This is a genomic window from Pseudomonas syringae group sp. J309-1 (genome assembly GCF_032582135.1).
Lineage (GTDB): Bacteria > Pseudomonadota > Gammaproteobacteria > Pseudomonadales > Pseudomonadaceae > Aquipseudomonas > Aquipseudomonas quasicaspiana.
The window spans coordinates 16471-29907 of sequence record NZ_JAWHNU010000067.1; the positions used below are offsets into that span (position 1 = coordinate 16471).

At 59.2% G+C, this 13437-nt stretch carries 12 protein-coding genes; 8 read left to right on the plus strand and 4 right to left on the minus strand.

The features are described 5' to 3' along the window. Positions 1-47 precede the first annotated feature (47 nt). From RX972_RS25480 to hutG, 6 genes are all read left to right on the plus strand, one after another. Positions 48-899 (plus strand): ABC transporter permease, encoded by an 852-nt coding sequence (locus RX972_RS25480; protein WP_027898503.1) that lies wholly within the window; start codon positions 48-50, stop codon positions 897-899. After that, complete coding sequence (locus RX972_RS25485; protein WP_122707585.1) at positions 896-1726, plus strand: glycine betaine/L-proline ABC transporter ATP-binding protein; 831 nt, start codon at positions 896-898, stop codon at positions 1724-1726. Before RX972_RS25480 ends, RX972_RS25485 begins: the two co-directional genes overlap by 4 nt. Before the next feature lie 12 nt (positions 1727-1738). Further along, complete coding sequence (hutH, locus tag RX972_RS25490; RefSeq protein WP_316879602.1) at positions 1739-3373, plus strand: histidine ammonia-lyase; 1635 nt, start codon at positions 1739-1741, stop codon at positions 3371-3373. A 393-nt stretch (positions 3374-3766) separates the two neighbouring features. Beyond that, on the plus strand, positions 3767-5152 hold the full coding sequence (locus RX972_RS25495; RefSeq protein WP_099267935.1) for an amino acid permease: 1386 nt from the start codon (positions 3767-3769) through the stop codon (positions 5150-5152). A gap of 15 nt (positions 5153-5167) precedes the next feature. After that, positions 5168-6373, plus strand: coding sequence for an imidazolonepropionase (hutI, locus tag RX972_RS25500; RefSeq protein ID WP_316879606.1), 1206 nt, complete (start codon positions 5168-5170; stop codon positions 6371-6373). 154 nt (positions 6374-6527) lie between these two features. Beyond that, on the plus strand, positions 6528-7331 hold the full coding sequence (gene hutG, locus RX972_RS25505; protein WP_316879608.1) for an N-formylglutamate deformylase: 804 nt from the start codon (positions 6528-6530) through the stop codon (positions 7329-7331). Between the two features lie 124 nt (positions 7332-7455). Here the strand turns inward: hutG and RX972_RS25510 are convergent, their stop codons facing one another. Further along, positions 7456-9735 carry a heavy metal translocating P-type ATPase gene (locus RX972_RS25510; protein ID WP_316879610.1) on the minus strand — a complete coding sequence of 760 codons (2280 nt, stop codon included), beginning with the start codon at positions 9733-9735 and terminating at the stop codon, positions 7456-7458. A gap of 83 nt (positions 9736-9818) precedes the next feature. On the opposite strand from RX972_RS25510, the gene cadR reads away from it, so the two are divergent. Next, positions 9819-10265 carry a Cd(II)/Pb(II)-responsive transcriptional regulator gene (gene cadR, locus RX972_RS25515; protein ID WP_027898508.1) on the plus strand — a complete coding sequence of 149 codons (447 nt, stop codon included), beginning with the start codon at positions 9819-9821 and terminating at the stop codon, positions 10263-10265. 137 nt (positions 10266-10402) lie between these two features. On the opposite strand, the gene RX972_RS25520 is transcribed toward cadR, so the two are convergent. Both RX972_RS25520 and lgt read right to left on the minus strand, forming a co-directional pair. Continuing rightward, a complete protein-coding gene (locus RX972_RS25520; RefSeq protein WP_027898509.1) occupies positions 10403-11374 on the minus strand; it encodes a thymidylate synthase in 972 nt (323 codons plus the stop codon). Positions 11375-11426: 52 nt separating this feature from the next. Continuing rightward, positions 11427-12239 (minus strand): prolipoprotein diacylglyceryl transferase, encoded by an 813-nt coding sequence (lgt, locus tag RX972_RS25525; RefSeq protein WP_316879613.1) that lies wholly within the window; start codon positions 12237-12239, stop codon positions 11427-11429. Positions 12240-12442: 203 nt separating this feature from the next. Here lgt and RX972_RS25530 point away from each other — a divergent pair, with 203 nt between their 5' ends. Beyond that, positions 12443-13189: an NRDE family protein gene (locus tag RX972_RS25530; RefSeq protein WP_316879615.1), complete on the plus strand. Its 747-nt coding sequence runs from the start codon at positions 12443-12445 to the stop codon at positions 13187-13189. Positions 13190-13326: 137 nt separating this feature from the next. On the opposite strand, the gene RX972_RS25535 is transcribed toward RX972_RS25530, so the two are convergent. Beyond that, the coding region (locus tag RX972_RS25535; RefSeq protein ID WP_316879618.1) for an IS3 family transposase at positions 13327-13437 on the minus strand (111 nt) is incomplete at its 5' end.

The following is a 13437-nucleotide window of genomic DNA, read 5'->3' on the forward strand; positions in this document are numbered from 1 at the left end:
GCGCGCTCCTACAGGAGTGATGAATCCACCTGATCGAGAACCCTTTTATGTTCCCCGAAAGCTTCACATTCTCCATCGCCAATCTGGTCAACGACTGGGTTGATGCGCTGGTGACCAATTACGGCGATGTGTTCCGGCAGATCTCCGACACGCTGCTGTGGGCCATCGTCAACCTGGAAGGCCTGCTGCGCATGGCGCCGTGGTGGTTGATGCTGGCCATCGTCGGCGGCATCGCCTGGCACGCCACGCGCAAGATTACGACCACTGCCGTCATAGTCGGCCTGCTGTTTCTGGTCGGTGCCGTCGGGCTGTGGGACAAGCTGATGCAGACCCTGGCGCTGATGCTGGTCGCCACGCTGATTTCGGTGATCATCGGCATTCCGCTGGGCATCCTCTCGGCACGCAGCAACCGCCTGCGCTCGGTGCTGATGCCGTTGCTGGACATCATGCAGACCATGCCCAGCTTCGTTTACCTGATACCGGTATTGATGCTGTTCGGCCTGGGCAAGGTCCCGGCGATTTTCGCCACGGTGATCTATGCCGCGCCGCCGCTGATTCGCCTCACCGATCTGGGCATTCGTCAGGTGGACGGCGAAGTCATGGAAGCGATCAATGCGTTCGGTGCCAATCGTTGGCAGCAATTGTTCGGTGTGCAACTGCCGCTGGCGCTGCCAAGCATCATGGCAGGGATCAATCAGACCACGATGATGGCCCTGTCGATGGTGGTTATCGCCTCGATGATCGGCGCTCGCGGCCTTGGCGAAGACGTATTGGTGGGCATTCAGACCCTGAACGTCGGACGCGGACTGGAAGCCGGGCTGGCGATTGTGATTCTCGCAGTGGTCATCGACCGCATCACCCAGGCATACGGCCGACCACGGCATGAGGCGAACAAATGACTAACCAAGAGCCCAACAAAATCGTGGTCCGCAACGTCTTCAAGATTTTCGGCAACCGTTCCAGGGACGCGCTGGAAATGGTCAGACAGAACAGCAGCAAGGATGAAGTCCTGGCAAAAACCGGCTGCGTGGTCGGCGTGAATGACTTGTCGCTGTCCATCGGCAGCGGTGAGATTTTCGTGATCATGGGCCTGTCCGGCTCGGGCAAGTCTACGCTGGTGCGCCACTTCAACCGGCTGATCGACCCCACCAGCGGTGAAATCCTGGTCGATGGCGAAGACATCCTGCAGTACGACATGGAAGCCTTGCGCCAATTTCGTCGCAAGAAAATCAGCATGGTGTTCCAGAGCTTTGGCCTGCTGCCGCACAAGACCGTGCAGGACAACGTCGCCTACGGCCTGAAAGTACGTGGCGAGAGCAAAGAATATTGCATTGAGCGCGCCCGGCACTGGATCAGTACCGTAGGCCTGCAAGGCTACGAAAACAAATACCCTCATCAGCTTTCCGGCGGCATGCGCCAACGGGTGGGGCTGGCCCGCGCATTGGCGGCTGACACCGACATCATTCTGATGGACGAAGCGTTCAGCGCACTCGATCCGTTGATTCGCGCGGAAATGCAGGACCAGTTACTGGAGCTGCAAAGCAGCCTGAAGAAGACCATCGTGTTCATCACCCATGACCTCGACGAAGCCGTGCGCATCGGTAATCGCATCGCGATTCTCAAGGACGGACAGTTGATTCAGGTGGGCACTCCGAAAGAAATCCTCTACTCCCCCGCCGACGAATACGTTGATCGTTTCGTGCAGCGGCGCGCAGTGACTGTGTAAGGAAGCGTGCAGATGTCGCCCGTCGAACAAGTGGTGATTGGTGAAGGTCAGGTCCGTTGGCAGGACGTGGTTGCGGTCGCTCGCCGGGGTGCGCAACTGGCGCTCTCGGCCAGCGCCTGGGCGCGGATCGACAACGCTCAGGCCATTGTCGAGCGCATCGTCGCCAGCGGCGAGCGTGCTTATGGCGTGAACACCGGGCTGGGTGCGCTGTGCAATATTTCACTGCAAGGCGAACAACTGAGCCAGTTATCGCGCAACACCCTGCTGAGCCACGCGTGCGGCGTCGGTGTAGCGCTGTCAGACGAGCAAACCCGGTCGATCATCTGCGCGGCGATCATCAACTACAGCCAGGGCAAATCCGGGCTGCACCGGCAAGTCGTCGAGGCGCTGCTGAATTTGCTCAACCGCAACATCACACCGTACGTGCCGTCCCAGGGTTCAGTAGGTTATCTGACCCACATGGCGCATATCGGCATTGCCTTGCTGGGCGTGGGCGACGTCAGTTATCGCGGCCATGTCATGCCTGCGCAGCAAGCGCTGGATGCCGAGGGCTTGAGCCCGGTCATACTCGGTGCGAAAGACGGATTGTGCCTGGTCAACGGCACGCCGTGCATGACTGGCCTGAGCTGTCTGGCAATTGCCGATGCGCAACGCCTGACACAGTGGGCGGACGTAATCGGTGCAATGAGTTTTGAAGCGCTTGGCGGCCAGATCAATGCCTTCGATGCCGAGATCATCGCGCTCAAGCCGCATCCGGGCATGCAAATCGTAGGCAGCAACCTGCGTGGTTTGCTGGATGGCAGTGAAGTGGTGGTCAACAGCCGTGGCATACGGACTCAGGACGCGCTGAGCGTTCGCTCGATCCCGCAAGTGCATGGCGCGACCCGCGATCAGTTGGTACACGCAACCCGGCAGATTGAAATCGAGCTGAACTCGGCGACAGACAACCCGCTGGTGCTCGGCACACCTGAGTCGTACCGCGTGGTATCGCAAGCCAACCCGCACGGTCAGTCTGTCGCCATGGCGGCGGATCTGCTGGCGATTGCTGTCGCTGAACTGGGCTCGATTGCCGAGCGACGTCTGGATCGCCTGATCAACCCGACCATCAGCAACCTGCCAGCGTTTCTGGTCAGCCAGCCGGGGGTCAACTCGGGGATGATGATCGTACAGTACGTCGCGGCGTCCTTATGCGCAGAAAACCGCCAACTGGCGCAACCGGCAGTGACCGACAATTTTGTCACCTCGGGTTTGCAGGAAGACCACTTGAGCATGGGCACCAACGCGGCGCTGAAGCTGCACAAGGTGCTGGATAACACTACGCAGATCCTGGCGATCGAGTATTTGCTCGCGGCACAGGCCTTCGAGTTTTTGAAGCTCCAGCGCTTTGGCGTCGGCACCGATGCCGCCTGGCGGGTGCTGCGCGAAGCAGTCCCGCCCTACGACGAAGACCGCTGGCTGGCCCCGGATATTGCCAGCAGCGCCAAGGTGCTCAGGAGTGAAGCGTTGCTGGAAAGAGTGTTTCGCCAGTGCCGGTCGGCAACAGTCGATGTCTCGCGAGGCGAATCCAATCTTATGGAGCACACCACTCATGTGGGAGCTGAGCCTGGTCTGGGCGGCATTCCGACGATAAGACTGGACGCGGTATGACTTTAGATTGAGTCGCCTATATCGCGGGCAAGCCCAGCTCCCACAAAGGAATGCGTCCCCCTGTGGGAGCGCCACCCCGGCTGCTCCAACATGAGATCGTGTTCTCCTGTGGGAGCCGGGCTTGCCCGCGAAGAACGATGACTCGATATTCCTGACAAAACAGATGCGGCAAATGTGATGACGTCCTCCCGGCTAAAGCCAGTCCTACGGATGCGTGTCGTCCGTAGGAGCGGCTTTAGCCGCGAGGGGCCACAAACGTATAGACATCCATGACACCGGATGTCAGCCAAGCGACACCCGACAGGCCAATGATTTGGCCGACGCGACCCAGCAGGTATCCTTGCGCGCCTGAGTACCTGGCAGTTCGCTGGAAAGAAACCGGATTGGATTGAAATGACGTCACAGCAAGGTTTGAAACGCGGGCTTTCGGCCCGGCACATTCGCTTCATGGCACTGGGATCAGCCATTGGCACCGGCCTGTTCTACGGCTCGGCTTCGGCGATCCAGATGGCAGGCCCGGCCGTTTTGCTGGCCTATCTGATCGGCGGCGCAGCCGTGTTCATGGTCATGCGCGCCTTGGGTGAAATGGCCGTGCACAACCCGGTGTCCGGCTCGTTCGGCGAATACGCCAGCACGTACCTAGGCCCAATGGCGGGCTTCGTGCTCGGCTGGACCTATGCCTTTGAAATGATCATTGTCTGCATCGCTGACGTCACCGCGTTCGGGATCTACATGGGTTTCTGGTTCCCGGAAGTCCCGCGCTGGATCTGGGTACTGGGCATTGTGTTCCTGATCGGCGCGCTGAACCTGTGCAACGTCAAAGTCTTCGGCGAGACCGAGTTCTGGCTGTCACTGCTTAAAGTCGGCGCCATTGTCGCGATGATCGTCGCCGGGCTCGGGCTATTGCTGTTCGGCGTAAACCTGTCAGGCAGTGGCGAGACGGTTTCCAGCATCAGCAATCTGTGGACCCATGGCGGTTTCATGCCTAATGGCATCGGCGGCCTGATCGCCTGCTTTGCGGTGGTGATGTTCGCGTTCGGCGGCATCGAAATCATCGGTATCACAGCGGGCGAAGCCAAAGACCCGCAACGCACTATCCCGCAGGCCATCAACTCGGTGCCGCTGCGTATTCTGCTGTTCTACGTCCTGACGTTGTTCGTGCTGATGTCCCTGTTTCCGTGGTCGCAGATCACCAAGGCCAACAGCCCGTTCGTGCAGATCTTCTCCAGCCTCGGCCTGCCATGGGCGGCTGCGCTGCTTAACGTGGTGGTGATTTCCGCTGCGGTGTCGGCGATCAACAGCGACGTGTTCGGCGCCGGTCGCATCATGTATGGCCTGGCGCAACAGGGTCAGGCACCGGCGGCGTTCTCACAACTGTCTAAACAAGGCGTGCCATGGATGACCGTGCTGGTGATGGGCGTCGCGCTGCTGATCGGCGTTCTGCTGAACTACCTGATCCCGGAAAACGTGTTCATGGTCATCGCTTCAATTGCGACCTTCGCCACCGTGTGGGTCTGGCTGATGATTCTGCTGACCCAGGTCGCCATGCGCCGCAAGATGAGCCGCGAAGAAGCGGCGCAGCTGCAATTCCCGGTTCCGTTCTGGCCCTACGCCCCCGCCGCGGCCATCGCCTTCATGCTGTTTATATTCGGCGTGCTGGGCTATTTCCCGGACAACCGTATCGCGCTGATCGTTGGCGCAGGCTGGGTTGTGCTGTTGATCGCGGCCTACTTCATATGGGTCAAACGCTCTGAACATTCGCCTCCCACCCATCGGTAACCCAGGAGACTGGACATGAAAACGCTCTGGAAACACTGTCACGTAGCGAGCATGGCTCACGGCAAATACTCGATTATCGAGGATGCCGCCATCGTGACGTCTGGAGCGTTGATCGAATGGATCGGGCCTCAATCGGCTCTTGTTGAAACAGCTTACGACAGTGTCATCGACTTGAACGGCGCGTGGGTCACGCCGGGGCTGATCGACTGCCACACTCACACGGTGTTCGGCGGCAACCGCAGCGGTGAGTTTGAACAGCGTCAGCAAGGCGTGAGTTATGCCGAAATCGCCGCTGCCGGTGGCGGCATTGCCAGTACCGTGCGCGCGACTCGCGCTGCCAGTGAGGACGAGTTGTACACCAGCGCCGAGCGTCGTCTGCGGCATTTGCTCAGGGATGGCGTGACCACGGTGGAAATGAAGTCCGGTTACGGCCTGGATCTGGCCACCGAGCGCAAACTGCTGCGGGTCATCCGCCAACTGGGCAACAGGCTGCCCGTGACGGTGCGCAGCACCTGTCTGGCCGCCCACGCGCTGCCCCCGGAATACGCCGACCGCGCTGACGACTACATCAATCACATCTGCAGCGAAATGCTGCCTGCATTGGCCGAGGAAGGTTTGGTCGATGCGGTAGATGCGTTTTGTGAGTACCTGGCGTTCTCCCCGGCGCAAGTCGAGCAGGTTTTCATCACCGCCGGGCAATTGGGCTTGCCGGTGAAACTGCATGCCGAGCAGCTTTCGCCGTTGGCGGGCTCAAGTCTGGCGGCGCGTTACAAGGCGTTGTCGGCGGATCATCTGGAGTTCATGACCGAGGCTGATGCCATTGCCATGGGCGCGGCTGGAACCGTCGCAGTGCTGCTGCCGGGGGCTTATTACTTTCTGCGCGAGACTCAATTGCCGCCGATGGATGCGCTGCGCAAACATGGGGTCGATATCGCGATTGCCACCGACCTCAACCCCGGCACTTCGCCCGCGCTGTCGCTGCGCTTGATGCTGAACATGGCGTGCACGCTGTTCCGTATGACACCCGAAGAAGCCCTGGCCGGGGTTACGATCAATGCAGCAAAAGCCCTAGGTCTGGGCGAAACCCATGGCTCGCTGGAAGTCGGCAAAGTCGCCGACTTCGTCGCCTGGAACATTGAGCGCCCTGCTGATCTGGCGTACTGGCTGGGTGGAGACCTGGATAAACGCATCGTCCGCCACGGTGTTGAATCGCTGATTTGAGCCGCGTCCCCCTGTAGGAGCGACCGGGGTGGCGCTCCACCTTGCCCGCCATGGCGTCGGCACATCCAACGTCGATGACGCCTGTCACAACGTCATCGCGGGCAAGCGCGCTCCTACAGGGGGGCACTACAAAACTGTTAGACAGGAGAGATTCATGGACAACGTTCTGAAGTTTTCTCGCGGCCGTGTGCCGCTGTTGATCAGCATGCCCCACGCCGGTTTGCGCCTGACGCCTGCAGTCGAGGCAGGTCTGGTGGATGAAGCGCTGAGCCTGCCAGACACCGACTGGCACATCCCGCAACTCTACGATTTCGCCGCAGAACTGGGTGCCAGTACCTTGGCCGCCGAGTATTCGCGCTTTGTGATCGACCTGAATCGTCCTTCGGATGACAAACCGCTGTACGCCGGGGCGACCACCGGGTTGTTCCCCTCGATCCTGTTCGACGGCGTGCCGTTGTTCAAAGAAGGTCTGGCACCGAGCGCTGAAGAGCGGATGACATATCTGGAGCGGATCTGGACGCCTTATCACCAGACACTTGAGCAAGAGCTGGCGCGCCTGAGAGACGAATTCGGCTATGCCCTGTTGTTTGATGCCCACTCGATTCGCGGACACATCCCACATCTATTCGAAGGCCGCTTGCCGGACTTCAACCTGGGCACCTTCAACGGCGCCAGCTGCAATCAAGAGTTAGCCAAGCGTCTGGAAGCCACCTGCGCTAAAGCCGGTGATTACAGCCACGTGCTGAACGGCCGTTTCAAAGGCGGCCACATCACCCGTCACTACGGCGACCCGGCCAATAACATCCACGCCGTGCAACTGGAACTGGTGCAGGCGACCTACATGGACGAGTTCGTACCGTTCCACCACCGCCCGGATCTGGCTGAGCCGACGCGGGTGGTGTTGAGGCAGTTGGTTGAAGGGATGATTGAGTGGGGGAAAATTAAATACGGTTGCTAAGCCTGCACTGCCCCTGTGGGAGCCGGGCTTGCCCGCGATAAGGATGAACCCGATTCGCCTTGGATCACCTACAGCCTTATCGCGGGCAAGCCCGGCTCCCACAAAGGACCGCATTTACTAACGGTTACTTCTTCAGCAACCGCAACCCGTTGAACACCACCAACAAACTCACGCCCATATCCGCGAACACCGCCATCCACATTGTGGCCATGCCAGCAAAGGTCATCGCCAGGAAGATCGCTTTGATAAACAACGCAAGGAAGATGTTCTGCTTCAAAACCGCCGACGTCCGGCGCGACAGCTGAATAAACGCCGGGATCTTGCGCAGATCGTCGTCCATCAAGGCAACATCCGCCGTCTCAATCGCAGTGTCCGTCCCGGCTGCCGCCATGGCAAAGCCAATCTCGGAACGCGCCAGCGCAGGTGCGTCGTTGATGCCGTCGCCGACCATGCCGACTCGATGGCCTTTGGCGTAGAGCGCTTCGATAGCCTCCAGCTTGTCGCTTGGCATCAGGTTGCCCTGAGCCGAATCAATACCCACCTGTGCAGCAATCGCCTTGGCGGTGTGCGGGTTGTCACCGGTCAGCATCAGGGTTTTAACGCCCAGCTCATGCAGTTGCTGGATCGCTTCGCGGCTGCTTTCCTTGACGGTATCGGCCACCGCAAACAGTGCCAGCGGGCCAGACTTGTCCAACAGCAGCACAACGCTTTTGCCCTGCTGCTCCAACGCATCAAGCTGCGCTTCCAACTCGGGAGAGCAAAGGCCCAGCTCTTCCACCAGGCGATGGTTGCCCAAATGATAAAGCTCGCCATTGATCTCGCCACGCACGCCGCGCCCAGCCAGCGCTTCGAACGCAGTGACTTCATGGCCATCAACGTCTTGCCCGGCCGCCTTGGCAATCGCTTGGGAAACCGGGTGATCAGAGCGCCCTGCCAGACTCGCCGCCACACCGGCAACCAGATCCGCCGCGGTTGACTCCAGCAAGACAAAATCGGTCTGCACCGGCTTGCCGTGGGTGATCGTGCCGGTCTTGTCCAGAGCCAGGTAATCAAGCTTGTGGCCCATTTCCAGGTACACACCGCCCTTGATCAGGATGCCCCTGCGCGCCGCAGCTGCCAGCCCGCTGACAATGGTCACCGGCGTGGAAATCACCAGTGCACAAGGGCAAGCCACCACCAGCAGGACCAGCGCGCGGTAGATCCAGTCGAACCAGGCCGCGCCCATAAACAGCGGAGGAATGATCGCTACGCCCAGCGCGAAGATGAACACCGCCGGGGTGTAGATGCGCGAGAAGCTGTCAACGAAACGCTGAGTAGGCGCCCGAGAACCTTGAGCCGCCTCCACCGCATGAATGATCCGCGCCAGCGTCGAGTTATTGGCCGCCGCAGTGACGCGATATTCGAGCGAGCCGGACTGGTTAATGGTCCCGGCAAAGACTTTGTCGCCGATGGTTTTCTCAATCGGCAGGCTTTCACCGGTAATCGGCGCCTGATCAATCGTCGAGTTACCTGCTACCACCTCGCCATCCAAAGCAACGCGCTCACCCGGCTTAACCCGGACGATGGCGCCTAATTCGATGTTTTTGGCTTCCAGCTCCAGCCATTGACCGTCCGCCTGTTTCACGGTCGCCAACTCAGGTGTGAGCTGCATCAAACCGCTGATAGCGTTGCGCGCTCGGTCCAGAGATTTTGCTTCAATCAGCTCAGCGACGGTGAACAGGAACATCACCATCGCTGCTTCCGGCCATTGCCCGATCAACACTGCGCCCGTTACGGCAATACTCATCAAAGCGTTGATGTTCAGGTTGCGGTTCTTAAGCGCGATCCAGCCTTTTTTGTAAGTACCCAGCCCACCGCTGAGGATGGAAACCAGCGCCACAATGGCCACGACCCAATCCGACGCGAATGAACCGAAGTGGATGACTTCAGCGGCCAGCGCGGTGACGCCGGACAGCGCCAGCGGCCACCAGGATTTTTTAACCACCGGAGCCGGCGTTGACTCTGCGCCTTCCTCAATCGGTTCGGCCTGCATGCCCAACGAAGCGATGGCGTCGCGAATCGGGTCGGTGGACGGCAGTTCGTGCCAAACGCCGAGCATGCGATTGATCAGGTTGAATTCAAGTTTCTGCACGCCCGCCAGTTTGCCCAGCTTGTTCTGGATGAGGGTCTGCTCCGTTGGGCAATCCATTTGCTCGATACGGAATGTGCTCAGTTGCGCGCCGGATGCAGGGGCGTCCGTGAACGAGACCATCGCAGGCGAGACTTTCGACGAACAGCAGCCGCCGTGACCATGCTCGGCCTTGCCGTGATCATGCTGAGAATGGTCGTGGCCTTCATGGTCATGCTTTTCGTGATCGTGGCTATCGTGATCGTGCTTGTCGTGAACAGGGGTCAACTGGCTCATGGTCCGGTCCTTTATCGTGCTTGTTGCCAAGTGAACACCCTGTAGCCACTATAGGGTCAAGCACTGAAACAGGATCGACGACGATGAAGATTGGCGAGCTGGCAAAATTGACTGACGCGCAGGTGGAAACCATCCGTTATTACGAGCGCGAGGGCCTGCTTCCGGCACCTGCGCGTAGCGATGGCAACTATCGGCTGTACACTCAGGCACACGTGGAGCGACTGACCTTCATCCGCAATTGCCGCAGCCTCGACATGACCCTTGAGGAAATCCGCAGCCTGCTGCACCTGCGCGACAGTCCGCAAGATCAGTGCGTGAGTGTTAATGCGCTGATTGATGAGCATATCCAGCACGTCAACGACCGCATCGCCAGCCTGCAAGCCCTGCAGACACAGCTACTGGACTTGCGCCAACGCTGCAGCGACGGCGCACCGGATCATTGCGGGATTCTGGATCGACTGGAAGTCAGCGGCAGCGTGGTGACCGCTGATGTGGAGCACTCCCATGTGGGCAGGAGTCATGGGCATTGAGGCGATCGCGAGGCCTCGCGCATTCTCTGTGGGAGCAGAGCTTGCTCGCGATGCAGATTACTCGGTATGTCTGATACACCGAGGCGCCTGAATCGCGGGCAAGCCCGGCTCCCACATAAAAGCATCAATGCAACGCCTTAAACCGCCATCGGCGCGGTCATCGCCGGGTGATGCTCGTAACCTTCCAGCGAGAAGTCTGAAGGCTCGATCTGCTCCAGCCACTCCGGCTGATACACACCAGTCTTGGCAAACTCCGGCACGCGGTCGGAAATCACCAGTTTCGGCATCGGATACGGCTCACGAGTGAGCTGTTCATTGAGCATGTCCAGATGGTTTTCGTAGACATGGGCATCGCCGATGAAATACGTGAACCAGCGCGGCGTGTAGCCCGTCAGACGGCCGATCAGGCTGAGTAGCGCAGCACCCTCGGTCAGGTTGAACGGCGTGCCGAGCCCAAGATCGTTGGAGCGGATGTACAGCGTCAGGGAGATTTCTTTGGTCTCCTGATTCGGGTGGAACTGATACAGCAGGTGGCAAGGCGGTAAAGCCATTTCATCCAGCTGCGCGCAGTTCCAGCCGTGGAACAGAATGCGGCGGCTGCCCGGATCCTTGATGATGGTGTCGACACACTGGCGAATCTGATCAATGGCCTTGTACAGGACCACGTAAGGCTGACCGTCTTCCTCGGACTGAGCGATCTGCTGATAGCCCTGGCTGATCGCCAGTTCGATGGCTTTCGGATTACTCAGGTCAATGCGCTTGTAGGCAGGCCACTTGCGCCATTGCACGCCGTAGATTTCGCCCAGATCGTCTTCGCCCTTGCGGAACGGGTTGTCCAGCCATTGGGCGTTCTCGTTGGCGTTCTGATCCCAGACTTTGCAGCCCAGTTCACGAAACTCGGCGGCGTTGTTCACGCCGCGCAGGAAGCCGACCATTTCGCCAATGGCCGACTTGAAGGCCATACGCCGGGTAGTAATCGCCGGGAAGCCTTCCTTGAGGTCGTAACGCAGCATCGCGCCTGGAAAACTGATGGTTTTCACACCGGTGCGGTTGGCCTGCAACGTGCCGTTCTTGATGACGTGGGCGACCAGATCCAGATATTGCTTCATAAATTACCTGCTTCGGTGAATCCGCCGGGCTGCAACGCCCGACGTTTCGGTGTTAGACCGCCGCGTTCTTGCCAGCGGGAGCGCGGTTGTACGCCAGCCAGACCAGCACTGCACCGGCGATGATCATTGGCAGGCTGAGGATCTGCCCCATGGTGACCCAGCCCCACGCCAGGTAGCCCAGTTGCGCATCGGGCATCCGTACGAATTCGACCAGGAACCGGAACAGTCCATAAAACAGCGCGAACATGCCGGAAATAGCCATCGTCGGACGAGGCTTGCGAGAAAACAGCCAGAGAATGATGAACAGCGCGACGCCTTCGAGCGCGAACTGATAAAGCTGCGAAGGATGACGCGGCAGTTGCGCCGGATCGCTGAACGGCGGGAAGACCATTGCCCACGGCAAATCGGTCGGCTTGCCCCACAACTCGGCATTGATAAAGTTACCGATACGTCCTGCACCCAGACCAATCGGCACCATGGGCGCGACGAAATCCATGAGTTCGAAGAACGACTTGCCATTGCGGCGGCCGAACCACCACGCCGCGATCATCACGCCGACGAAACCGCCGTGGAACGCCATGCCGCCCTTCCAGACTTCGAAGATCAACAGTGGATTGGCGATGTACGCGGGCAGATCATAGAACAGCACATAACCCAGCCGCCCACCGACGATCACGCCCATGGCCAGCCAGAAAATCATGTCGGAGAGCTTTTCCTTGGTCCAGGTTGGATCAAAGCTGTTCAAGCGCCGCGATGCCAGCAGCCACGCGCCGCCGATACCGACCAGGTACATCAAACCGTACCAGTGTATTTGCAGCGGGCCGATAGCCACCGCCACCGGGTCAATCTGCGGGTAAGGCAGCATTGCAACTCCTTAAATGGGAACGCTCTCGCGAGCACTTAACCAGACACACTAAAGCAGGAAACATAAACCCGCGCTGAACAGCTATTTGGCCGGGCATGACGAAAAGAGACCGGCATGTTACCGGAGCAACGCCCGGCGCTCTAGCGGCGTGCGATGGATGCAAACCTCATGTGTGAGTAAAGTGGCTCAAAAAGGAGTACTGCATGTGTCTGATCGCTTTCGCCTGGCGCCCCTCACACACACAGCCGCTGATCGTCGCGGCCAATCGTGACGAGTTCTATGCGCGCCCGACCCAGCCCCTCGCGCAGTGGGCGGACGCACCTCAGGTCTACGCCGGACGGGACCTTGAAGCTGGCGGAACCTGGCTTGGTATCACCGCAGACGGGCGCTTTGCGGCTCTGACCAATATTCGCAACCCGAGCTTGCCACTGGGGCATAGATCACGAGGCGAACTGGTTGCTCAATTTTTGACCAGCGATATTTCGATTGAAGATTATCTCGTAGAGGTAGCGAACAGAGCGGCCGAATACGGCGGTTTCAATTTGCTGGTGGGTGATCGTCAGCAGTTGTACTACCTCAACAGCTCCAACCCTGAACCGCGTCGGCTCGATGAGGGTGTTTATGGTCTCTCCAACGCAGGACTGGATACGCCATGGCCAAAGGTCAAGAAAGCCAGAGCTGCACTGAGCACCCAACTGGATGATCCGAATCCACTGGCACTCATGGCCTTATTGAGCGACCCGATCACCGCCCCAACCACTGAGCTGCCTGATACGGGCGTCAGTCTGGAGACCGAAAAGCTGCTGTCGAGCCTGTTCATCGCCAGCCCAAATTACGGCACCCGGGCCAGCACCGTGCTGATCGTCAATGCTGACGGCAGCCAACACTTCATCGAACACAGCTTTGGGCCGTATGGCGGGAGACTGGGTGAGGTGGAGTTGAAGATCTAATACAACTCAATAGCTGGAATGCAATCTCTTGTGGGAGCTGGGCTTGCCCGCGATACAGAGCACTCGATATGCCTGATACACCGAGGTGCCTGAATCTGCAGTGGTCAACTTTTTCCGGACACCTCAATCGGTGATTGTCAGGCTGCTTGCCGCTCATATTGATTGGGCGGTACATAGCCCAGTTTCGAGTGCAATCGCCCCTCGTTGTAGAACCGCACGATGTAGTCCGTGATGTCCTTTATCGCTTC

Excerpts from the sequence above, each read along its gene's own strand:
- cadR (WP_027898508.1), top strand. The coding sequence starts at position 9,819 with ATGAAGATTGGCGAGCTGGCAAAATTGACTGACGCGCAGGTGGAAACC.
- hutG (WP_316879608.1), top strand. The coding sequence starts at position 6,528 with ATGGACAACGTTCTGAAGTTTTCTCGCGGCCGTGTGCCGCTGTTGATC.
- hutH (WP_316879602.1), top strand. The coding sequence starts at position 1,739 with ATGTCGCCCGTCGAACAAGTGGTGATTGGTGAAGGTCAGGTCCGTTGG.
- RX972_RS25495 (WP_099267935.1), top strand. The coding sequence starts at position 3,767 with ATGACGTCACAGCAAGGTTTGAAACGCGGGCTTTCGGCCCGGCACATT.
- lgt (WP_316879613.1), bottom strand. The coding sequence starts at position 12,239 with ATGCTGCCTTACCCGCAGATTGACCCGGTGGCGGTGGCTATCGGCCCG.
- RX972_RS25530 (WP_316879615.1), top strand. The coding sequence starts at position 12,443 with ATGTGTCTGATCGCTTTCGCCTGGCGCCCCTCACACACACAGCCGCTG.
- RX972_RS25480 (WP_027898503.1), top strand. The coding sequence starts at position 48 with ATGTTCCCCGAAAGCTTCACATTCTCCATCGCCAATCTGGTCAACGAC.
- hutI (WP_316879606.1), top strand. The coding sequence starts at position 5,168 with ATGAAAACGCTCTGGAAACACTGTCACGTAGCGAGCATGGCTCACGGC.
- RX972_RS25485 (WP_122707585.1), top strand. The coding sequence starts at position 896 with ATGACTAACCAAGAGCCCAACAAAATCGTGGTCCGCAACGTCTTCAAG.
- RX972_RS25510 (WP_316879610.1), bottom strand. The coding sequence starts at position 9,735 with ATGAGCCAGTTGACCCCTGTTCACGACAAGCACGATCACGATAGCCAC.
- RX972_RS25520 (WP_027898509.1), bottom strand. The coding sequence starts at position 11,374 with ATGAAGCAATATCTGGATCTGGTCGCCCACGTCATCAAGAACGGCACG.